Annotated in this window: 14 protein-coding genes; 10 read left to right on the top strand and 4 right to left on the bottom strand. The window is 52.5% G+C overall.

Translation table 11 applies throughout. From position 1 onward, the window contains the following. Window positions 1-14: 14 nt before the first annotated feature. The 3 genes from AC50Y3_RS27600 to AC50Y3_RS27590 all read left to right on the top strand — a co-directional run bounded on the left by AC50Y3_RS27600 (window position 15) and on the right by AC50Y3_RS27590 (window position 3,490). A complete protein-coding gene (locus tag AC50Y3_RS27600) occupies window positions 15-812 on the top strand; it encodes a LamB/YcsF family protein (protein ID WP_494821937.1) in 798 nt (265 codons plus the stop codon). 108 nt (window positions 813-920) lie between these two features. After that, window positions 921-3,050 carry a putative bifunctional diguanylate cyclase/phosphodiesterase gene (locus AC50Y3_RS27595; protein ID WP_494821920.1) on the top strand — a complete coding sequence of 710 codons (2,130 nt, stop codon included), beginning with the start codon at window positions 921-923 and terminating at the stop codon, window positions 3,048-3,050. Between the two features lie 32 nt (window positions 3,051-3,082). Beyond that, window positions 3,083-3,490, top strand: coding sequence for a gamma-glutamylcyclotransferase family protein (locus AC50Y3_RS27590; protein WP_494821919.1), 408 nt, complete (start codon window positions 3,083-3,085; stop codon window positions 3,488-3,490). A gap of 13 nt (window positions 3,491-3,503) precedes the next feature. Here AC50Y3_RS27590 and AC50Y3_RS27585 read toward each other — a convergent pair whose 3' ends face one another. From AC50Y3_RS27585 to AC50Y3_RS27570, 4 genes are all read right to left on the bottom strand, one after another. After that, on the bottom strand, window positions 3,504-4,238 hold the full coding sequence (locus AC50Y3_RS27585) for a hypothetical protein (protein ID WP_494821918.1): 735 nt from the start codon (window positions 4,236-4,238) through the stop codon (window positions 3,504-3,506). A 129-nt stretch (window positions 4,239-4,367) separates the two neighbouring features. Continuing rightward, complete coding sequence (locus AC50Y3_RS27580; RefSeq protein WP_494821917.1) at window positions 4,368-5,240, bottom strand: AraC family transcriptional regulator; 873 nt, start codon at window positions 5,238-5,240, stop codon at window positions 4,368-4,370. Window positions 5,241-5,435: 195 nt separating this feature from the next. Continuing rightward, a complete protein-coding gene (locus AC50Y3_RS27575) occupies window positions 5,436-6,473 on the bottom strand; it encodes a ribonucleotide-diphosphate reductase subunit beta (protein ID WP_090977289.1) in 1,038 nt (345 codons plus the stop codon). Between the two features lie 221 nt (window positions 6,474-6,694). Beyond that, on the bottom strand, window positions 6,695-8,920 hold the full coding sequence (locus tag AC50Y3_RS27570; protein WP_494821916.1) for a ribonucleoside-diphosphate reductase subunit alpha: 2,226 nt from the start codon (window positions 8,918-8,920) through the stop codon (window positions 6,695-6,697). 446 nt (window positions 8,921-9,366) lie between these two features. Here AC50Y3_RS27570 and AC50Y3_RS27565 point away from each other — a divergent pair, with 446 nt between their 5' ends. From AC50Y3_RS27565 to AC50Y3_RS27535, 7 genes are all read left to right on the top strand, one after another. Next, on the top strand, window positions 9,367-11,019 hold the full coding sequence (locus AC50Y3_RS27565; RefSeq protein ID WP_494821915.1) for a copper resistance CopC/CopD family protein: 1,653 nt from the start codon (window positions 9,367-9,369) through the stop codon (window positions 11,017-11,019). 20 nt (window positions 11,020-11,039) lie between these two features. Then, window positions 11,040-11,900: a sensor histidine kinase gene (locus tag AC50Y3_RS27560; RefSeq protein ID WP_494821914.1), complete on the top strand. Its 861-nt coding sequence runs from the start codon at window positions 11,040-11,042 to the stop codon at window positions 11,898-11,900. Window positions 11,901-11,961: 61 nt separating this feature from the next. Continuing rightward, on the top strand, window positions 11,962-12,621 hold the full coding sequence (locus AC50Y3_RS27555; protein WP_494821936.1) for a response regulator: 660 nt from the start codon (window positions 11,962-11,964) through the stop codon (window positions 12,619-12,621). A gap of 134 nt (window positions 12,622-12,755) precedes the next feature. Then, on the top strand, window positions 12,756-13,538 hold the full coding sequence (locus AC50Y3_RS27550) for a YcnI family copper-binding membrane protein (protein WP_494821913.1): 783 nt from the start codon (window positions 12,756-12,758) through the stop codon (window positions 13,536-13,538). 1,360 nt (window positions 13,539-14,898) lie between these two features. After that, window positions 14,899-15,930, top strand: coding sequence for a phenylalanine--tRNA ligase subunit alpha (gene pheS, locus AC50Y3_RS27545; RefSeq protein ID WP_494821912.1), 1,032 nt, complete (start codon window positions 14,899-14,901; stop codon window positions 15,928-15,930). A 19-nt stretch (window positions 15,931-15,949) separates the two neighbouring features. Then, window positions 15,950-18,394 (top strand): phenylalanine--tRNA ligase subunit beta, encoded by a 2,445-nt coding sequence (gene pheT / locus AC50Y3_RS27540; RefSeq protein WP_494821911.1) that lies wholly within the window; start codon window positions 15,950-15,952, stop codon window positions 18,392-18,394. Between the two features lie 199 nt (window positions 18,395-18,593). Next, complete coding sequence (locus AC50Y3_RS27535; RefSeq protein WP_494821910.1) at window positions 18,594-22,370, top strand: hypothetical protein; 3,777 nt, start codon at window positions 18,594-18,596, stop codon at window positions 22,368-22,370. Window positions 22,371-22,402: the final 32 nt, after the last annotated feature.

The following is a 22,402-nucleotide window of genomic DNA, read 5'->3' as shown; positions in this document are numbered from 1 at the left end:
CGCCAAAAGCCGATATGACTAATATCCCCGATTTATCGCGGTCACGGCAGGTGATCGATCTGAACTGTGATTTTGGCGAAAGCTACGGCATATATACGTTTGGTCATGATAGTGAACTGCTGGCGCATGTGACTTCTGTGAATATTGCCTGCGGCTTCCATGCCGGAGATCCTCATGCGATGCGTGAAGCGGTGTATCGCGCGGCTGAGGCAGGAGTGGCAATTGGCGCGCACCCCGGCCTACCGGACAGACTGGGCTTTGGACGCCGCGAGATGGCGGTCAGTGCCCAGGAAGTCTATGATATGACGCTCTACCAAATCGGCGCGTTAGATGCTTTCGTTCGTGCAGCCGGCGTCAGCTTGCGCCATGTGAAACCACATGGCGCGCTCTATCATATGGCAGGCCGCAGGGAAGAGCTTGCAGAAGCGTTCGTTCGTGCGGTGCGCGTGTACGATCCTTCCCTCATTATCTATGGACAATGGGGAAGCGCGCTCCTCACAGCGGCGGATCAACAGCACATGCAGTCGGCATCGGAAATATTCGCGGATCGTTCGTATCAAGAGGACGGGACGCTTACTCCCCGAAATCAGCAGGGGGCGACGCTGGCCTCCTCTGAAGAAGCGCTGCTCCAGACGCTTAGCATCATAACAACGGGGACAGCAAGGACAATCGAAGGCAAAGAGATCGTTATACAAGGAGACACCGTTTGTCTCCATGGCGACGGTCAGCGTGCAGCGGAAATTGCCGCTGCACTGCGCAAAGGCTTAGAAGCAGCGGGGATCGCTCTTCAATCGCCGACATCACGCAGGTAACTTGCCGCTTTCGAGAAGATACTGCTCTGCTCATAACTTTCGAACATACTTACACGGGCATGCAGGGCAGCATCGGCTTTCTTTGTTGAAGGAGGACATCAAGACAACATGTCTATAAATAGGGCGGAAAAAATAACGATGTGGACGGCTTTTGCCGCCATCATCAGCTTTATACTCATGCGGGTATTTCATAGCGAACTCTATCGGCCGATTGCGGGTCGAGCTTATTTATTTGTGCATTCCGGCATCGAATTTAATAGTTATGCAGTGAGCTTCACCATGCTGGTGTTGGGTTGGCTGTTCTTCGTCAAGTCTTTATCGAAGCATCGGCTCTATACGGCTGCATTATTCGGTGCTGTAGGCGTGTTCGATATGCTTCACGGACTTACTGCAGAGGGTATGCCGTTCTTCCATCGCGTTGGGGAAACTAATTTATCCGCTTTGTTCTCCATGACTGCCCAGTTCATAGGTTCTGTCGGGTTGTTTATCATCTTCCGCAAGAATGATGCACCCGTTTCGGCAAGGAAACGGCTTCCGGCCGTGTTGATATCACTCGGATCTGCAACTGTTATCGGATTCGCCTACTTTGCATTGGCTGATCGGGCCAACATTGCCGTGCTCACGGGTGATTCGCTCGAGCTGTTGAAAGTACTAGTTTATTTCGTCATCATCTTCTCTTACCTGAGTACGATCGGCATGGTGCTTTACCTGAATCGCAATGAGCGGCCTCAAGCGCTGCTAACTATTATCCAATCGCTTGTTTTCTTCTTATTTGCCAATCTACAGTTCATCCTAAGCCCTGGCAGCGTGGACACGGATATGCTCCTGGGGCATGTATATAAATTGGCCGGTTTCTACTTCCTGATGAAGGGAATCTATTACGTCACGCTCGAAGAGCCGTTCAAACAACATAAACGGACGGAATCGCGCATCAATTTCCTGGCGTATCACGATGAACTCACGGGCTTGTCGAACCGGCGCCAGCTGCAAGAACAGCTCGGTGCGGAGCTCGTGCGCGCGCAGCAGAGTAATCATAAGCTGGCTGTATTTCTACTGGATATCGACAGGTTCAAAACCTTCAACGATGCGCTGGGCCATTCGTTCGGGGATCAGATGCTGCAGGCCGTTTCCCAGCGGCTGCGATTGGCAGCCGGCCCATCGAATCATGTGTTCCGCATGGGTGGGGATGAGTTTGTCCTCTTAATGCCGGATATTAAAGACGCGGAGACCGAGCAGGTAGAAACTAGAGCTAAAGCGCTGATGGGACTCTTCGATGCACCGTTTGTGCTGGGCGAAGCGGAATATCATATTACGATTAGTCTTGGCATTTCCTTCTTTCCGCAAGATGGCGAAAGCGTGGAGGTACTGCTCAAGAATGCGGATACGGCCATGTACAGCGCCAAGGCACATCGCAATGAATTCTCCAGCTACGATCCGGAGATGAATCGTAAATCGCATGATCGTCTAAGGCTGGAGAGCGATCTGCGCCGGGCGATCGAGAAGGAGCAGTTTACGCTGGCTTACCAGCCGCTCGTTAATTTAAGCACAGGCAAAGTCATTGGCGTCGAGGCATTAGTACGCTGGAATCATCCGCAGCGGGGATTGCTTCCGCCGGGTGATTTTATCCCGCTTACGGAAGAGAATGGGCTTATCCTGCAGCTAGGCGAATGGGTGCTCAAAGCCGCCTGCAAACAGAACGTCGCTTGGCAGGAAGCAGGCTTGCCGCCAATGATGATGTCCGTGAACCTGTCGATGCGACAATTTAGACAGCATCAGCTGGCGGAGCGGATTAAAGGCATATTGGATCAAACGGGTATGCCGCCGAAGTATCTGGAGCTGGAAATTACGGAGAGTATGACCAGTGATGTGGATTTCGCCAGCGACACACTGACCAGCTTGAAGGAGATAGGCGTACAGATCAGCATTGATGATTTCGGTACGGGCTACAGCTCGCTGATCTCGCTTAAACGGTTTCCAATCGATAAGCTGAAGATCGACCGCTCCTTCGTCAGCGACTTGACGCAAGGCGGCAGCGATGCGGCGATTGTCTCCACCATTACAACGATGGCCAAGAACTTAAAGCTTAAAGTGACAGCCGAAGGCGTAGAGAATGACGAACAGATTAAGTTCTTGCGTGAGCGCAACTGCGAGGAAGCGCAAGGCTTCTACTTCACCAAGCCGATTCCGGCAAATTTGTTCGAGAACTGGTACAGGCATCGCAGTAGTCAAACGGCTTAAGCTCTTAAGAGGCTTAAGAGGAGTGTTCACCTATGCAGCAACGGCTAACAACGGTATTCATCTATGGCTCGCTCTTGCCGGGCCATAGCAATCATCATGTCTGTGCCGGCTTCATTCAATCTGCTGCTCCGGGTGTCATTCATGGAAGGCTGGTCGATTACGGACCTTACCCCGCGATGCTGCGGGATGCCGCAGCTTTCACAAGCGGTGCCAGTGTTCGTGGGTTGTGGATTGTCGTGAATGAGCAAGGTTTGAAACGGATGGATGAACTGGAACAGTTCGCGGGAATTGAAGAGGTGAACGATTACGATCGGGTTTGGGTAACAGACATCCGTCAGCCGGAACAAAGCGGCTGGGTTTATGTATGGGATACGCCGAGAGGCTGCCCGCCAATCGCGGAGGATTATTGGCCTGACTTCTATGCCCGCAAGCGGGGCTGACCTACATATGCGATTACTCGTTCGGCGTCGGAATCGACATCGATATACGTAAGGATAAATTACGCTCAGTTGCCTTGCTGAGCGTTTTTGCGTTGTTGAACGTATGGATGATACCGAAGGCGAGCACCAAGCAAGCCATCGTAAAGACGATCACGCGTTTTACTTTGTGAATGACAGCCGTTCCGTCATCACGGTGGATTCGTCTGCGTCTAATCGATTGGCGCCAGATGAGCAGTAACGGTGCTGCGAGGATAATGAGCCCAACCGTAATCATCTGCTTCCGGTAAGCCATGCCAAGCGGAAATACGTTTATGGAAGCGTACAGGAACGCTTCGATGACCAGAACCTGAATCGGGACTACCAGCGCGACTTCAGACGCCGCACGGCGCTTTGTACGGCTCACAGCATCATCCGGGTGCTTCACGGTAAGCCGAGCCAAATTGAGAAGCCGAGAGACGGAATAGAAGGCAATGGCAGCAGTCGGAAGCATGATGAGCGCGAAGAACATCAGAGCATTATCAAGCACAAACCAGTTGCGGTAGGAATACGTCGCGATCAGCATGATCATTTTGGCTATAGCCAGGAGCGTCATGGAGCTAAGCATGGCGAGCGTTAGAATGGCAGTGCGTCGCAGACTGTGAGTCGTACGCCGGAAGGCCATGCTGCCTGTTGAGAGCCCTGCAAAGAGAGACAGCAAAAGTAAAAGAACAGCCATCGCCGCATTGATGACATACACTTGTGTGGACATATTCGGTTTCCCCCCATTTCCACGGAATGAACTAGTTTTAGTTTACTTGGAAGCGCTATGGTTCGAGAACGGGCGCAAGTCCAGTGCTGTAACTGGACTTAGGTCGTAGTAGTATGCGCATTATAAAATTTATTCCTTGCGTTTGCGATATTGCGAAGGAGACACCCCATAGTAGGCGGTAAACTGCTTCGTAAAATGATGAATAGAGGCATAGCCTAAATCCTCTGCAATTGCAGTGATGGTCCGGTTACTCTCCCAGAGTGCGGCTGCTGCTTGCTTCATGACCGCACGGCTCCAATAGGCTTTCGGTGAGAGGCCTGCTGTCTGCTTGAAGAGGGAGTGGAAGCGTGTTTTCTGAAGCCCGCTTTGTGCCAGCCAGCTCGTATAATTCGATCCTGCATGCGCCTCTTTATCGATGCGGTGCATAATCGCTGTCATTCGGTAGTCGCTGTGCCAGCTTTCGCCGGCAATCTGGATGAATTCCAGCATAAACGCTTTGAGCAGACTGTGTGCGACCATATCGCCATATGCGCGCTGCTGTTGATGCTGCTTCACAATATGGGGAAATAAGTCCATCAAGACGGTATGATGCTGCAAATGAAAGAGATGCGGCAATGTATCAAGGACGGTCTTTGCGCGCGCGGTTGTTAATAGTTCTGGGAGCAGATCGGCCGGATGCCAGTACAAGTGATGCTCGGTTGACCGCGGCTTCTCATTCCAAAGCTCGAAATACAGATTATAAGTAGCTAATCGATTGTCATGGTCGGTGAAGAAGGAATGCATTAGCTGCGGCGGCAAAAAGATCAGATCGCCCTTCTTCAGCGGGTACGTCTGCCCGTTTATCGTAATACTTCCTCTGCCCCCATCGACGAGATGAAAGGCATAACAATAGCCGAAGCGGCCGTATTCGAACTCGTTTCGCTCGTAAGGGAACTGATAGTGATGCCCGATGCGGATGAATGGCTGTATCTCGCTAATAAGCTGCTGCATTCCTGCATCCAACCTCGATTCACTCCTCGCTGCATGTCCCGCCATATCTCTATTGTATCACGAAGCGTGCTGATCCTGAACTGTACCGAGCATGAAAAAAAAGCCCAAGTCTCTCGGGTGGAGAGGGCTTGAGCTTATAGTTCTCCGGAATGAAACGTACGTCTGTGCCGAAAGATCGGCGAAAGCCGTTATACCTTATATTAAATCTTACAGGTCGCCCCAGTTGAGGTTGGACGATTTGCTGTAGTTGGTTACTTTCTGCTCGAAGAAATCGGTTTTCATCCCGTTCATATTGCTGAAGCTTTCCACCCATTTCATTGGATGCTCGACGATTTCCGGATACAGAATATCGAGATTCAGCTTGCGCAGACGTTCATTGGATAGGAACTTAATGTACTTCTCAATGATTTCGTCAGTGAGGCCGGGAATGGTGTTGTTTGTGATGTATTGACCCCATTCAATCTCATGCTCAACAGCTGTGCGCATCATTTGGCGAAGCTCTTCGATAAGAACCGGCGTGAACAGCTCCGGATTTTCTTTGCGCACTTCGCGGAAAATACCTTGGAACAACGCTAAGTGAGTCAATTCATCCCGTTGGATATATTTGATCTCAGAGACGGTACCGAGCATTTTGCCTTGGCGGCCAAGTGCATAGAAGAAGCTGAATCCGCTGTAGAAGTAGATCCCTTCCAGGATATAATTCGCCATGATTGTTTTGATCAGGTTTTGCGACGACGGATTCGCAATGAAATTCTCGTAGAGATCGGTGATGAACCGGTTCCGCTTCAAGAGGTTCTTGTCCTCGCGCCACAGGTTATAAATTTGATCGCGTACTTCCGGAGAAACCACGCTGTCTAGAATATAGGAATAGGATTGACTGTGAACAGCTTCCTGGAAAGTATGGACCGTTAAGCACAGGTTTACCTCAGGCGCTGTAATATATTCGTTTACGTTCGGCAGGTTAGCCGTTTGAAGCGAATCCAAGAAGATAAGGAAGCTGATAATTTTATCGTAGCTGTTACGCTCGGAGAGCGACAGGTTTCTGTAATCTTTAGCATCCTGAGCAAGTGGAATTTCTTCCGGAATCCAGAAGTTATTCATCATCGTACGATACATCTTCGTTGCCCAGTCATATTTCACATTGTTAAGCTCAATCAGATTGGTCGTATTACCGCCAATCATGCGACGCATGCCCCAATCGCGGTCGCCTTCTTCATTGAACAATTTCTTCTTTTGCAGATCCATTAAATGGGCTGCCTCCTTCTGTTCGTTCCTAAAATAAGCTGCAAACAAAAGATCACGTTGAAAAGGTGCCCGGAGGGTAGTATGGAGTCGGAAAAGCGTTAGCGGTCGCCTTTGCAAGCCGGATTACAACCATAGAATGGTTAATTGTTCAAAAGTAATCCGGCTGCAACAGCGATTGGAGACCCATACTGCCCGCAGGGCACGTTATTTCAACATTCTCTTTAAGCGCTGCAGCTTACGCAATCTTCAACTTCCAAGCTCTTGTTGCGGCAATAGTAAACGGTTTTGAGGCCGTTCTCCCAAGCTGCCATGTACAGATCCATAAATTCCTTCGCCGTGTATTCCGGCGTAATGTACAAGTTAAACGATTGCGCTTGATCGATATGGCGCTGACGGCGGCCCGCTGCGCGGATGCTCCAGTGCTGATCGATGTGATGCGCTTCTTTGTAGAACCAGAACGTCTCTTCGTTCAGGTTAGGCGCAGTTTGCGGAATGACCGCATTCTTCTTCTCTTCAACGAAGAATTTGTTGAAGATCGGGTCAATACCTGCAGTGGAACCGGCGATCAAGGAAGTGGAGGCTGTAGGTGCAATCGCGAACATCCATGCGTTACGGACGCCGTTCTCAGCTACATCCTTCTTCAGTTTCTGCCAGTGCGGCGCATCATAACCGCGGGAATCGAAAAATTCTCCCGTGTGCCATTCACTGCCTTCAAATACGCGGTAAGCGCCTTTTTCTTTGGCGATTTCCATCGATGCTTTGATTGCGCAGTAGTTGATCCACTCATACAGTTCGTCAGCACGATCCAAATGCTCTTCGGATTCCCATGCAATGCCGTTAAGGGCAAGCCATTGGTGGTAACCGCTCGTACCAAGTCCGACCGCACGGTACTTCTGGTTCGTAATTTCCGCTTGCGGGATTGGGTAGTGGTTAAGGTCGATAACGTTATCCATCATCCGCATTTGGCAAGTAACAACCTCTTCGATTTCCTCTTTCGTTCTGGAACGGCCAAGGTTAAGGGAAGAGAGGTTACACACGACATAGTCGCCGCTTTTCACTTGCGTAGTAATAACGCCGTCTTCATGAGTGGTTGTGATGTATTCAGTCGGGCTCATGTTCTGGCAAATTTCCGTGCAAAGGTTAGAACAATAAATGATACCTTTATGTTTGTTCGGGTTCGCGCGGTTTACCGTATCGCGGTAGAACACGAATGGTGTGCCTGTTTCAAAGGAGCTTGCAAGAATTTTCTTCATGATGTCGATAGCCGGTACTTCATCGCGGGAGATCGCAGGGTTGTTCACGCACTCTTCGTAACGACGTTCCCACTCTTCGCCCCATGAATCCTCAAGTGCCCAGCCCATATAGCTGCGTACTTCGTGAGGATCGAACAGGAACCAGGAGTCACGCTCTTGTACTTTGCGCATGAACAAGTCAGGAATGCAGACACCAGGGAAGATGTCATGTGCTTTCATCCGGTCATCGCCGTTGTTTGTTTTAAGATTAAGGAAGTCGAAAATATCTTTATGCCATACGTCGAGGTAAACCGCGACTGCACCGGAACGAACGCCGAGCTGGTCAACGGCAACCGCCGTGTTGTTGTAGTTCTTGATCCAAGGCACTACGCCGCCGGCAACGCCTTTGTATCCGCGGATGTTGGAGCCACGGCTACGTACTTTACCGATGTAGATACCCATGCCGCCGCCGAATTTGGATACTTGCGCGAAGCTGGAGTCTACGTTGTAAATGCCCCACAGGTTATCTGGCACGGTATCGATAAAGCAGCTGGAAAGCTGGTGGAACGGTTTGCGTGCATTTGCAAGTGTAGGAGTAGCAACTGTCATTTGAAGACGGCTGAGCACATCGTAGAACTTGCGTGCCCAAGCGAGCTTGTCATCTTCTTTCATAGCCAGATGCATCGCTACGCCCATGAACAATTCTTGTGGAAGCTCAAGCACGTCGCCGCTAAAGCTCTTGATCAAGTAGCGGTCTGCTAGTGTTTTGAGGCCGATGTAGTTGAACAAGTAGTCGCGTTCAGGCACGATGTAATTGCCGAGCTCACGGATTTCATCACGGGTGTAATACTCTAATATGTAACTCCCGTAAAGCCCTTTGTCTGTCAAATACGTAATCAGCGAGTAGAAGTCTCCGTAGCCGAAATAGCCGTATTTGCGATTGATTGCAGATTCTTTATAAAGATCGTACACAAGAAGTTTGGCTGCAACGTACTGCCAGTTCGGCTGTTCGATGCTTGTTTTTTCTACCGCAACCTGTGTGAGTGTACGCTGAATTTCTTTGGTTGTAATGTTGTTGCGGAAATAAGGAAGCAAAGCAGTTTCCAGCTCAAGCGGATCGCAGTCGTTATAGCCGACACACGAGAAATCAATAACTTTCTTAAGCTTTGAAAAAATCAATTCTTCTTTCTGACCGTTCCTCTTAATAATATCCACGAGCAGAGCCACTCCTTGTCGAAGGATGTCGTCTGACAACCTCTTATACACAATATGTTGTTAGTACTACCCTAAATTACACCAATATATAGTAGCTGTCAAGTTATACTATTCGACAACTGGCCTTGCCGTTACTGCTGTTTTGAGGGGTTGAAAAGCCCATGAAAACGTACGGCTGCGGCATTTTTTATCGATCGGGACAGCTAATTCTATAAAAGAAGCTAATATAAAAAAGTGAGTACTATATTAATTGCGGACACTAATTATAGCACTAACTGTAGGGGCTGTGTGGTGACAATAATAGGGATAAAGATGGGCCGCTTCTAGCCATGAAAAGATGTTCAAACAACGTTTGGATTTTTCGTTGGTGTTCGCCCATCAGCTTTAGTACACTTATTCTGAGTTTATTGTTCATATATAAAGAGAGGACGTGACTACACGACATCATGAACCGCCATATTCGATATAAATCCCCTTCCGCAATTCAAGCCATCGTCTTGTGCATCTGGATGTGCCTCCTACTGATCGGCATCCCGGGCTTGGCTTCGGCACACGCTGAGCTTGAACGCTCCACACCGGAGGCTAACGTCAAATACGAGCAAAGCCCGAAGACGGTTGAGCTGCGTTTTAACGAATCCATCGAAGCTAAAGTAGGCTCCATAGAAGTACTCGATTCCAAATCACGACCTGTTACGAGCGAAAGCGCGCAAGCAAGCAAGGATCATACTTCGCTGACACTGCCGCTTCCATCGCTTGGCGAAGGCGTGTACACCGTGTCTTATTCTGTCATTTCCGAGGACGGCCATCCCATTAGCGGATCTTACGTCTTTATTGTAGGAAATCCTCAGGAGGGGGTGGATGCAGCCACATTTGATCCCCACAAGGAGCTCGGTCACGAAGGACACAGCGCCTCTACGCAGCTGACGACAGGGCAATTTATTATTTACGCAGCCCGTATCGTTTATTATGGTTCGCTGCTCTGGGCAGCGGGACTCATGCTATGGCCATTGCTGACGCGAGGTCGCGGCAAACTGCTGCCCGACATGCAGCGAAAATGGGAACAGATCGCGATGCGGACACTGCTGGTTGGTTCGCTTGTGTATATTTTTGTCCATGCCCGTGAGATATTGACCGGTTATCCGAGAGATGAATACAGCAAGCTCTTCTTGCAGACCAACATCGGACGCGAATGGATCGCTCTGTTGGTTCTTGTACTCCTAGGATTTATCATCGTCCGTTTCCCTGCCATTTTGAAGACCATTTGGGCATTACTTATTCTTGCCCTTGAGAGCTGGAGCGGCCATGCTGCGGTTTTCTCACCGAAAATCGCTTCGGTCATGTTTGATTTCGTGCATTTGGCTGCTGCTGCGATCTGGGTAGGCGGATTGATCCTGCTAGGTGTACTTTGGCGGGTGGATCGCAAGGAAGCCGGACGTTTCGCCGTCTTGTTCTCCAGAGCGGCTCTGCTGTCGCTTGCACTTCTTATCCTGTCGGGAATTGGCATGACGCTGCTGTTCCTGCCTTCGCTTGCCTACCTGTTCTACACGGCATGGGGAACGATCTTACTTGTCAAAACAGGGCTTGTTCTGCTCGTGTTAATCGTTGGCGGCATACTTCATCTGCGTGTACGCAGAGGCGATCTGCCGACAAACGTGCTGCTTCGCATAGATGCCGGGCTGATGGCGCTGATCATAGTGGCGGCCGCACTCTTTACCTATATAAGTCCGCTGCCGGCGAACGAACCGGTTGTTTATCACAAAATGGGTGACACCATGCATCTGTCCCTGCGCGTAACGCCGAATAAGCCGGGCGATAACCAGTTTATCGTGAAGGTATGGCTGCCGGATGCGGTAGGCGCGCCGAAATCCGTTACAATGCGCTTGTATGCACTGGATCAGAAGAAGGAGCTAGGCCCGATTCAGGTGCCAATTGAGCTTTTCGAAGATACTGAAATTACTTCCTTTGACGGCTACGTGAAGGCAGCATACAAAGCAGAAGGCCCATTCGTACCATTCGCAGGCCGTTGGCAGGCCGAGATTCGCGTGTTGGATAAAGACGATAACGAGCAAGTGCAGAAGGTTGAGTTCCGGAATTATTAATAGAGGCGGAAGGTGGCAAAATGACTTATAACCGAATAAAATGGTTCATTTTGTGGACGCCGACCTTAACGATCGCGCTGTGGGAATATTTGCGGCATACCTTTCTACTGCCTTACGTTTCGATGGATCTCGGCAATGCGCTTGCTCCGGTGATCGTAATGACGGTAACAGCTACGCTTTTAATTAAGTTATTTCGCATGCTGGAGTCCACTAACGAGTCGCTGCAGCAGGCGAAAGCGGCTAAGGCCGCTTTCATGGAACGAGAGCAGCTTGCCCGGGAGCTCCATGACGGTATCTCGCAGTCGCTCTTCCTGTTGTCCGTGAAGCTGGATAGACTGGAGCAGGCGAAGGATAATGAAGCGGTGATGGAGACGGCGCAGCAGCTCCGCCGCACGGTGCGGCATGTCTATGAAGATGTGCGACAGTCGATCGCTTCGCTTCGCAGCGAGCCTTCCAAAACCGACGTGCAATGGATGCAGGCGGTTCGGGAAATGGCGGAGGAGCTGCGGCGCGGCGGTCTTGTGGTGGAGCTGAATTGGCAGCTGTCCGAAGGGAAACTAAGCAGCAAGGAGAAGGTGGAGCTGCTCGCAATCGTTCGCGAGGCGATGCTGAATGTGCGCAAGCATGCGAATGCTACATGGTTGGCGGTGCATGCGTTGCCTGACTCGGATGGCGGAAGCGGCTTTCGCTGCACCATCGAGGATGACGGGATAGGCGCTGAGCCGGCCCATCTCATGGCAAAGGGGCGGTACGGCATTCGGATGATGCAGGATCGTGCCAAGTCGATGGGCTGGCAGTTTCAAGTGCGGGTTAGAGCTGCAGAAGACGAGCTTCCCGCTAAGGGCACTATTGTTGAAGTGAAGAAGGAGGCGGAGCGCTGACGTGAACGAAACACAGATAACGGTGCTAATTGTCGACGATCATCCGCACGGACGGGAAGGGATGCGCGATATCCTCAGCGGCGACGCTTCCTTTACAATAGTAGGAGAAGCGTCGAATGGGGAGCAGGCGGTCATGCTTGCGGCGTCGCTAGTGCCGGATTTGGTGCTGATGGACATCAATATGCCGGTGATGAACGGCATGGAAGCGACGCAGCGCATCAAGACGATCGATCCGCGCATCAAGATCATCATGGTGACCGTTTCGGACGATATTTCCGACCTTTTCGAAGCGATCAAACGCGGGGCGCAGGGCTATCTGCTGAAGAATCTGTCGCCATCGGCATGGCTGGAGTATTTGCGGGCTGTCACAGTAGATGAAGCGCCCTTGTCCAAAGAGCTTGCTTTTCGCATGCTGCAGGAGTTTAACGGGGGAAGTACGGGTCAGGCAGGCGGCGGGAAAGCTGCTGCCGCTGAGGTCGCGCGGAGCGACAATGCTGTGGTATCGGAGCAAGGTGCAGCGCACACAGCGCTCACACAGCGGGAACGCGAGGTGTTGGAGCGAGTGGCGTTTGGCGGGTCCAACCGGCAAATTGCGGAGAGCTTCGGAATTTCCGAGCATACGGTAAAGAATCATTTGAAAAATATTTTGCAAAAGCTGCATCTTGAGAATCGGGTTCAGCTCACCCGGTATGCGCTGGAGAAGGGGCTTGCGAAGGAGTAGCACGTGACTGACATGCCTGTAATTGACAAGCCCAGACATAAACTTGTAACAATCGTATAGCTCGAACGAGTCATGGCAGTTGGCCATATCTACGCTATACTGCTTTTAGATGAATCGAGCAGGAGGATGCCCCAATGATGAAGATGAAGAAATGGTCTGTGCTAGGCACGACGCTGCTCTCGATGTTCCTGTTTGCAGGAATCGCGAGCGCTCATGTCACCGTACAGCCGAGTGAAGCGGCACAAGGCAGCTATGAGGTGTTCTCCGTTCGCGTGCCGAGCGAGAAGGAAAACGTGACGACGAAGGTTGTCAAAGTGAAAGTGCCGGACGGCGTGAAAGTTAGCCGTGTCGAGCCCAAAGCAGGCTGGAAATACGAGCTTGAGCGCAATGCGGACACCAAAGCTATTACTACTGTGACATGGACAGCAGAAGGCGATGGATTGAGCCAAACCGAATTTACGGATTTCCGCGTATCGGGCAAAGTGGCGGATGATGCGAAGCAATTGGTCTGGAAAGCGTACCAAACCTACAGCGACAACTCCCTTGTGGAGTGGGTAGGCGGTGACGGTGCGGATTATCCGGCATCGGTAACGACGGTGACGGCGGCTTCCGGCGAAGGTGACGGACACAGCCACGGCGGCGGCAGCGATGCATCCGTAGGCTCAGAACCGAATGCGGGAACGTCTTCGGGTTCGGAAGGCACGGGCAACACATCAACGACGGATGCCTCTGCAAATGCGGGTACGCCGGAAACAGCACCTGCGGCAGATAACAGCGCGGCGGATGCGCAAGAAAATGCTACAGACGAAAAAGCTGACAGCGGCTCGGATCAACTGAACCGTACACTGTCGATCGTCGCAGTAGCACTGGCGGCAGCAGCGTTTGGTGTCGCGGTTTCTCGTAAGAGACAGCGTTAATTAAGAATAGGGCGGACTCAAAGGCGTGCAAGCGACCTGTGAGTCCGCCTTTTTTTGTGCGCCGGCACTCATGGTGGATGAACCGAACCGGCGAATGGGAGCCGAAAGCGGATATACCGCTTACGGCAGCAAAACATGGTGGAATAGCTGCGATTAAGCGGATATACCGCTCTCGGAGTGGCTCAAACGTCGAAACCCGAGTAAACTCGCCTTCTCTGGGAGCCGAAAGCGGATATGCCGCTTAAAGCAGCAAAACAAGGTGGAACAGCTGCGCTTAAGCGGATATACCGCTCTCAAAGTGGCTCAAACGTCGAAACCCGAGTAAAGTCGCCTTTTCTGGGAGCCGAAAGCGGATATGCCGCTTAAAGCAGCAAAACAAGATGGAATAGCTGAGCTTAAGCGGATATATCGCTCTCGGAATGGCTCAACCTATTGGAGTCTGGCTATACTGCTACGAGTGAGTGGAGTACCCCGATACTGAGTGGTTAAGATCATGGGTGTGAGATTAGTGACTGAGAGTCGAATTATCGAACTCTCGGCACGGAGACCCGCGGTTTTGCTGCTGAGAGTCCCGAAATCGAACTCTCGGCACGGAAAGCCAGCGGTTTTGCAGCTGAGAGTCTCGAAAATGAACTCTCAACTGCGACAGAGGGAGAAATCGAGTTAGTTAGGTGATTGAGAGTCTCAAAAATGAACTCTCGGCACGGAAACCCGGTGGTTTTCTGCTGAGAGTCTCGAAAACGAACTCTCGGCTTCGGAAGAGGGGGAGACGGGGTTAGTTTGGTGACTGAGAGACGGATTTTCCGACTCTCGGCACGGAAAATCGGCGCTTTTGCTTCTGAGAGTCGTGTAATCCGACTCTCGGCTTTGACCGAGGGTGAATCGAGGTTAAAGCGTGTGATCGATGGGTGCTTTTCAACACTCGGAGGTTCGCGTGAAAGCTTAAACGCAAGGAGGGCAATCCGCCCTTGCGAAAGGGTATGAAAACTTTGTATAATAGGTGTTATATACGTTAACGCGATGAGGAAGAAGAGTACGCAGTGCTTTCTTAACAGGGAGAAGACGCCGCAGATTGAGAGCGTCTTTAGGAAATCAGGCTGCCGAAGTTCGCTTCCGAGCAGACTCTTGAAGGTGTACGGCTCCTAAGGCCGCACAAGGTAGGGAGTACCGGGTTCCGGCCGATATTCGGACTTTGAGGAATTGCTCAGCCTACTACTAGGCTGAGGCAGTTTGAATTAGGGTGGTAACACGGTTCTTTCGTCCCTTACGGGGAGAAGGAGCCGTTTTTTTGTTTTCAGAAATGTGAGTAACATCTGTAAACATGAGTAAGGTTATTTGGTTAAAGAAGGGGCTGGATGGAATGAAAGAGCGTTTAGAAGCATTGCGGGTCGAGGCGCTGCAGGAGCTGCAGCAGGTTGACGGACCGCAGCAATTGAATGATCTGCGTGTTAAATACCTAGGCAAGAAAGGCGCGCTGACGGAAATTCTCCGCGGCATGGGTTCCCTGAGTGCTGAAGAGCGTCCGGTTATCGGGCAAGTCGGTAATGAGGTGCGCGCCGCAATTGAAGAAGTCATTGAAACCAAGCAAGCCGTGTTCCAGCAAGCTGAAACGGCGAACCGTCTTCGTGCGGAAACGATCGACGTGACACTGCCGGGTAAGAAACAATCCGCTGGCGCGGTTCATCCTTTGAACAAAGTAGCGCAAGAAATCGAGGATGTGTTCATCGGTCTCGGTTACACGATCGCGGAAGGTCCAGAGGTCGAATCCGACTACTACAACTTTGAAGCATTGAACCTGCCGAAGGATCACCCTGCTCGCGATATGCAAGATTCGTTCTACGTGACGGACGATATTCTTATGCGTACGCACACTTCGCCGGTTCAGGTTCGCACCATGAAAGCCATGAATGGCAAACCGGTTAAAGTCATTTGCCCGGGTAAGGTGTACCGCCGCGATGATGACGATGCGACGCATTCGTTCCAGTTCAATCAAATCGAAGGTCTTGTCATCGGACCCAACATCCGCATGAGCGATCTTAAAGGCACCTTGCTTCAATTCGTACAGCTGATGTTCGGCAAACAAGCGCAAATCCGTCTTCGTCCAAGCTTCTTCCCATTCACGGAGCCTAGCGCAGAAGTTGACGTAACTTGCGTTCAATGCGGCGGCCACGGCTGCCGGATGTGTAAGCAAACCGGCTGGCTCGAGATTCTGGGCTGCGGCATGGTTCACCCGCGCGTGCTTGAGATGGGCGGCTACGATCCGAATGAAGTCAGCGGCTTCGCTTTCGGTATGGGCGTAGAACGTATTGCACTGCTGAAATACGGCATCGATGACATCCGTCATTTTTATACGAACGATCTGCGCTTCCTAAGCCAGTTTGTCCGAATGTGAGAAGGAGGCGACTACTATTATGAACGTATCTTATAAATGGTTGAGCGAATATATCGAGTTAAACGGCTATACCGGCGATCAGCTGGCAGAGCTCATGACAAGCGGAGGCATTGAAATCGATGTCGTCGAGTCCCGCAATAAAGGGGTTACAGGTGTAGTTGTCGGCCATGTGCTGACACGCGAAAAGCATCCCGATGCTGACAAACTGAGCGTTTGTACGCTCGATGTAGGCGGCCCGGAAGTGCTGCAAATCGTGTGCGGCGCAAAGAACGTAGCTGCAGGTCAGCTGGTTCCGGTTGCGACGATCGGCGCAGTATTGCCAGGGGATTTTGCGATTAAACGTGCAAAGCTGCGCGGAGTTGAATCCCAAGGCATGATCTGTTCCGCGAAGGAGCTTGGCCTTAACGAGAAGCTTCTGCCTAAAGAACAACAAGAAGGTATCCTCGTGCTGCCGGAAGGTACGCCGATCGGCGCTTCCATTCTGGATGTGCTCGGTATCGACGATGAGGTACTGGAGCTTGATCTAACGCCAAACCGTTCGGATTGCCTAAGCATGCTCGGCGTTGCCTATGAAATCGGTGCGTTGACGGGCCGCAGCGTGAAGCTGCCGGATAACCGTGTGAACGATTCGGTGGAGCAAACTTCCGCTCATGTATCGGTTCGCATCGAGGCGAAGGAACAATGCTCGCACTACTCGGCGCGTTATATTACAGGTGTGAAAATCGGTCCTTCGCCGCAATGGATGCAGAATCGTCTGATGGCTGCCGGCATTCGTCCGATCAGCAACGTAGTTGATATCACGAATTTCGTCATGCTGGAGTATGGCCAACCGCTGCATGCTTTTGATGCGGATAAAGTCGAAAACGGACGTATCGTTGTACGTATGGCTAACGAAGGTGAAGTGTTGACAACGCTTGACGGCCAAGACCGTAAGCTTGAGCCGCATATGCTGGTTATCACGAATGGTCAAGAGCCACTGGCACTTGCGGGCGTTATGGGCGGCGCAAACTCGGAAGTAACCGCTTCGACGGTAAATATTTTGCTGGAATCGGCTCGCTTTGATGGCGGTACGATTCGCAAAACCTCGCGTCAAGTCGGCCTGCGTTCGGAATCGAGCGTGCGTTTCGAGAAGGGCGTTGACCCGGCTCGCGTTGTACCGGCACTTGATCGCGCGGCCTCGCTTATGGCGAAATATGCAAGCGGCCACGTGCTTGAAGGCATCGTGGAAGAACTGACTGAACAGCCGAAAGATGCGGTAATCAGCGTATCCATCGCCAAAATCAACCGTTACCTCGGAACGGAACTCGCGAGGCTCGAAATCGAAACGATTTTTGGCCGTCTGCAATTCCCGTTTGAATTGTCGACTGATGGGGTATTTACTGTAAGTGTTCCATCCAGACGCGGCGATATCACACGCGATGTCGATTTGATCGAAGAGGTTGCGCGGTTGTTCGGTTATGACAATATCCCGACGACGGCAATCGAAGGCGCTGCAACACCGGGGGCATTGACGAAGCCGCAGGCCATTCGCCGCGAGCTGCGCAAACGTCTGACGGATGCCGGCCTTCACGAGGTAATTAGCTATTCTTTCACCCATCCGGATCGGACGAAACTGTTCCCGGCTCTGGCTGGAGCGGATTTGTTCCCTGTTCGACTGGCGCTTCCAATGAGCGAGGACCGCAGTGTATTGCGTACGAGCTTGCTTCCGCAATTGCTGGAAACAGCCGCGTACAACCGGAATCGAAAAAACGACGATGTAGCGATCTTTGAGATCGGCAGCGTCTTCCATACGGATGAAGAGGCACTTACTCGTTTGCCTCACGAGAAGCACCGTCTTGCCATTTTGCTCACAGGCAACCGGAATGTTACGGAATGGAACCGTAAAGCAGAAGCTTATGATTTCTACGATCTGAAAGGCATTCTCGAAACGTTGGTAGAAGTGCTGGGCGTTAGCGGCTCGATTAGTTATGAAGCAGCTCAGCCGGAGCATATGCACCCGGGTCGCACGGCAGCGGTTGTATTCCAAGGCGAACGTGGCGCACAAACCATTGGTTACTTGGGTCAATTGCATCCGACTACTCAGATTGATCATGATCTGGCTGATACGTATGTGCTCGAAATCGAGCTGGCGCCGCTTTATGCCGCTGCTGATTTTGACATCGTATATAAGGCTCTGCCTCGTTACCCGGCTATGGAACGTGATATCGCAGTCGTGCTGAGCCGCGACGTGGCGGCAGGCAAGCTGATCGATGCCGTTCAAGAGACAGCAGGCGCGTTGCTGGAGTCGGTTCGTATCTTTGATATCTTTACCGGAGAGAAGCTGGGCGCTGATAAGAAGAGCGTCGCGCTTTCACTCGTATACCGTCATGCAGAGCGTACTTTGACGGATGAAGAAGTAACAGAGCGTCATGCAGAGGTTGTAACAAAATTGGAACAATCTTTTGCAGCGGAATTGCGTAAATAGGCAGGAGTTGCCCTTTGCCGCATCGAATTAGTTCCTTGCGAACAAATCTCGGTGCGGCTTTATTCTATTTTGCTGGATTATCGGCATGGAAAAGCTTGTATAGCAAGGCTTGCCCGGAATGCTTTAGAAGTGGAAGAAGGCAACGATTGTCGCATTGAACTCATTTTTCACCCTTGAACCTATAGGAGGACATGCCCTCATGAACGCTGCCGATCGGACACGTGTAACTGTTGATATATTTGGAAACCAATTCAAATTAGCTGGTCACAATAACCCTGACTATATCAAGCGCATTGCAGCGCTTGTTGACGAGAATATGAATAAGCTGGCTAAGGGCTATCCACGACTGGATGTGCCTAAGATCGCTATGCTTGCTGCAGTACATATGGCTGAAGATGTTTTTAGATTGCGCGTCGAAAATGAACGGATGCACGAAACCGAGGAGCGCCGGAAAGCGGCCGTAGCGGAGCTGGAGCAGGTTAAACTGATCGTGGATACGCTGCACGGTCAGCTCGAAGCTGAGCGGGTGAGCTCGGATGCGGCGCTGGCGAGTGCGGAGGCGGCGCTGGAGGCGGAGCGAGCGAGTGCGGAGGCGGCGCTGGCCGCGGAGCGAGCGAATGCGGAGGCGGCGCTGGCGGCGGAGCGAGCGAGTGAAGAGGCAGCGCTTGCTGCGGAGCGAGCGAATGCGGAGGCGGCGCTGGCGGCGGAGCGAGCGAGTGCGGAGGCGGCGCTAGCGGCGGCGTTGGCGAGTGCGGAAGCGACGCTGGCTGCGGAGCGAGCGAGTGCGGAGGCGGCGCTAGCGGCGGCGTTGGCGAGTGCGGAAGCGACGCTGGCTGCGGAGCGAGCGAGTGCGGAGGCGGCGCTAGTCGCGGAGCAGGAAGAGGCGGAAGCGGCGATCGAGGCGGCGCGCGAGGAGCTGGAGCAGACAAGCGCGATGCTGCAGGGGCGCTTGGAGCAAGCGATCAGCGCAGCGGAAGCGAAACTGGCGAGTGAGCAGGAAGCCGCGCTGGCGGAGCAACTGCGCGTGCAGGCGGAGCGCGAAAGCGAGCAAGAGGCTTCGCGAGCGGAGATCGAGCGATTGAAAGCGGAGCTTGCGCGTGAGCAAGCGGAAGCGCGTGCTGAGCTGGAGCGTATAAGAGCTGAGCTAGTTGCTGAACGTGATGAAATACAAGAGACAGCGCGTTTCGAGCTGGCTTTAATGCAAGAAGCGCGTGAAAGCGAGCAAGTCGCAGCTCAAGCAGAGTTGGAACGAGTCCAGCAGGAGCTGACTGGGAAGCTGGATAGTGAGCAAGCAGCAGCCCAAGCGGAGCTGGCTCGTGTTCATCAGGAGCTGAGCGCGAAGCTAGAAAGCGAGCAAGCTGCTGCTCAGTCGGAACTGGCCCGAGTTCAACTGGAAATGACCGCGAAACTAGAAGGCGAGCAACTCGCTTATCTGGAGGAGCTTGAACGTACAAGAGCGGAACTTAAGGCAGAGATTTCGTTTGAGCAGGTAGCGGCGCAGGAGGAACTTACACGTGTGACTGCGGAATGGGCAGCGAAATTAACAAGTGAGCTGGAAGCAGCACGCGCTGAGTTTACGCACGCGAGAACAGAGCTGGAAGCGCAGCATGCACGTGAACTGGATGCCTCGCAAGCAGAGCTTGAGCGGGTTTGGGTGGAACTCACCGCTGAACGTGAAAGTGAGCTAGCCGCTTCACAAGCGGAGTTGGAGCGCGTAAGCACAGAGCTCGCAGCCGAACTGGAAGCAGTAAGAGCGGAATCGCGCAAAGCACTTGAGCAATTGCAGGAAGAGTTCGATCGTGAGCAGGAAGCGGCTCATGAAGAGCTGGAGCTGGTCAGCTCGACATTGCAAGGCCGGATGGAGCAAACGATTCAAGCGGCAGAAGCGAAGCTGGCAAGTGAGCGCGCTGCCGCAGAAGCGAATCTGCAAGCTGAACGCGAGGCAGCAGCGGCTAAGCTATCTTGTGAACTTGAAGCAATGGAGGCTGCGCTGACTAGAGAACTCGAAGCAGTGGAAGCGAAACTCGAAAGTGAGCGCGCTGCCGCAGAAGCGAATCTGCAAGCTGAACGCGAGGCAGCAGCTGCTAAGCTTGCTAGTGAACTTGAAGCAATGGAAGCCGTGCTGACTAACGAACTCGAAGCAGTGGAAGCGAAACTGGCAAGTGAGCGCGCAGCCGCAGAAGCGAATCTGCAAGCTGAACGTGAGTCAGCAGCTGCTGCACTGGCTATCGAACTTGAAGCAGTGGAAGCAAAGCTGGCAAGTGAGCACGCAGCCGCAGAAGCACACCTGCTTGCTGAACGTGATGCAGCAGTTGCGAAGCTGGCTAGTGAGCTAGAAGCAGTGGAAGCGAAGCTGGCAAGTGAGCATGCAGCCGCAGAAGCACAGCTGCTTGCTGAACGCGAAGCAGCAGAAGCGAAGCTTGCTCAATTACGCGACGCACATCGATTAGAGCTTGAAGAGCTGCAGCTTACGCTGGAGCTGGAAGTTGAAGCACAGTCGGTTGCCGTTATCGAAGCGCGCGAAGAGCTGGAGCGCACGAAGTTCGCCATGGAAGCGCAGCTGGAGCAAGTGCGTGAAACAGCGCAAGCTGAGCTTGACCAGGAGCGAGAATATACGGCAGTTGAGCTTAAACAACTGCATGCCATTCATCAAGAAGAGCTGCAGAAAGAACGGTCACTGCAGGAAGCAACCGCAGAAGCGGCGGCCGGGCAGCTTGAAGAGACAAGATTGGAGATGCAAGCTCGGATCGAGCAGGTGCGTATCGCAGCGGAGGCCGATGTGGAACGCATTCGCCAGGTTGCTCGCGAGCGCTTAGAACGGATGCGCGGCGAGGCCGAGCGTGCTGCGGAGCACGCCGCCGCAGCTGAGGCGAAGCTGGTACAACAGAGCCAAGCTGCTCGCGAAGAGCTCGAACAGGCGCAAGCGGAAGCAGCCGCATTCTTGGAGCGGGAGCAAGCTAATGCAGCTGCGCTGCTCGAGCAAGAGCGAGCTACCGGACAGCTGCTGCTTGATCAGGCGCTTCAAGAAGGCGAAGCGGAAGCGGCTTCCATCACGGCTGCCTACAAGCGAGAGCTTGAAGCTAGCCGTTCAGAAGCGGATAGCCGTTATCTCTCGCTCCAAGCGGAGCAGCAGAACCGCGAGAGTGCATGGCAGCAAGAGCGCGATGAGCTCGCTGCTCAGCTTGCCGAAACGCGCAAGGAGCTTCGCTCGATGCAAGATCAGCTTGTCGAGGAGCAAGAGAAGGCCGAGCTGCTTGAGCTGGAAGCGGCAGAAGAGGGCGAAGCGCTTCGTTCCAAGGTGGCACGACTTGAACAAGAGCTGCGTGAGCATGAGAGCAGAGCAGAACAAGTGGAGCAGTGGCTAGCCGATCAGCAGCAGAAGGAAAGCCGCCGCAGCGCAGCGCTTCAGCAGCAGGAAGAGCAGCTGGATGTACTGCGCAGCGAACTGAAAGCAGCGCAGCAGGCAGTGGAAGAAAGCCAGCTTGGGCAATTGATGCTGGAAGAGCAGCATGAACGTATTATGCGCGAAGCGAAACAGCTTGAGGGTCGTAACGAGCAGCTTGCCGAACGCCTGCAGGCAGCGGAAGATCGCGCGGCGGACTTGATGCGCGAGGCACGGCAGCAGATGGCTGAAGCGGAGCGAATCGCGGACGAAGCCAATGTGAAGCTGATGGATCAAGTGCATGCAGCTGATTCGGAAATTACGCTTGCCAAACAGCAAGCAGCGGCACATGCCGAAGCGGAAGCGGGCTTACTTGAGCAGCTCCTCTTAACGGAGGAAGAAGCAGAGAAGGCGAAGGCCCAAGCCAAGCAGATTACCTTAAGACTTGAAGAGCTGGAAGCGTCTCTTGCCTCAGCTAATGAGCTGCAAGCGACCCATGACCAGCTTCAGATTGAGCATGGTAAGCTCAAGATTGAATACTCGAAGCTTCAGACGGAGTACAATGAGTGGATTGAACTTCTCGCTGACAGCTAGTCGAAGAGAGAAGAAGAGGGCTATGCTGTACG

Source organism: Paenibacillus sp. J22R98 (assembly GCF_059383835.1).
This window is presented reverse-complemented; position numbering and strand designations above follow the sequence as displayed.

Coding starts and splice junctions, on each gene's coding strand:
- AC50Y3_RS27600 (WP_494821937.1), top strand. CDS start 15: ATGACTAATATCCCCGATTTATCGCGGTCACGGCAGGTGATCGATCTG.
- AC50Y3_RS27595 (WP_494821920.1), top strand. CDS start 921: ATGTCTATAAATAGGGCGGAAAAAATAACGATGTGGACGGCTTTTGCC.
- AC50Y3_RS27590 (WP_494821919.1), top strand. CDS start 3,083: ATGCAGCAACGGCTAACAACGGTATTCATCTATGGCTCGCTCTTGCCG.
- AC50Y3_RS27585 (WP_494821918.1), bottom strand. CDS start 4,238: ATGTCCACACAAGTGTATGTCATCAATGCGGCGATGGCTGTTCTTTTA.
- AC50Y3_RS27575 (WP_090977289.1), bottom strand. CDS start 6,473: ATGGATCTGCAAAAGAAGAAATTGTTCAATGAAGAAGGCGACCGCGAT.
- AC50Y3_RS27565 (WP_494821915.1), top strand. CDS start 9,367: ATGAACCGCCATATTCGATATAAATCCCCTTCCGCAATTCAAGCCATC.
- AC50Y3_RS27560 (WP_494821914.1), top strand. CDS start 11,040: ATGACTTATAACCGAATAAAATGGTTCATTTTGTGGACGCCGACCTTA.
- AC50Y3_RS27555 (WP_494821936.1), top strand. CDS start 11,962: ATGCGCGATATCCTCAGCGGCGACGCTTCCTTTACAATAGTAGGAGAA.
- AC50Y3_RS27550 (WP_494821913.1), top strand. CDS start 12,756: ATGATGAAGATGAAGAAATGGTCTGTGCTAGGCACGACGCTGCTCTCG.
- pheS (WP_494821912.1), top strand. CDS start 14,899: ATGAAAGAGCGTTTAGAAGCATTGCGGGTCGAGGCGCTGCAGGAGCTG.
- pheT (WP_494821911.1), top strand. CDS start 15,950: ATGAACGTATCTTATAAATGGTTGAGCGAATATATCGAGTTAAACGGC.
- AC50Y3_RS27535 (WP_494821910.1), top strand. CDS start 18,594: ATGAACGCTGCCGATCGGACACGTGTAACTGTTGATATATTTGGAAAC.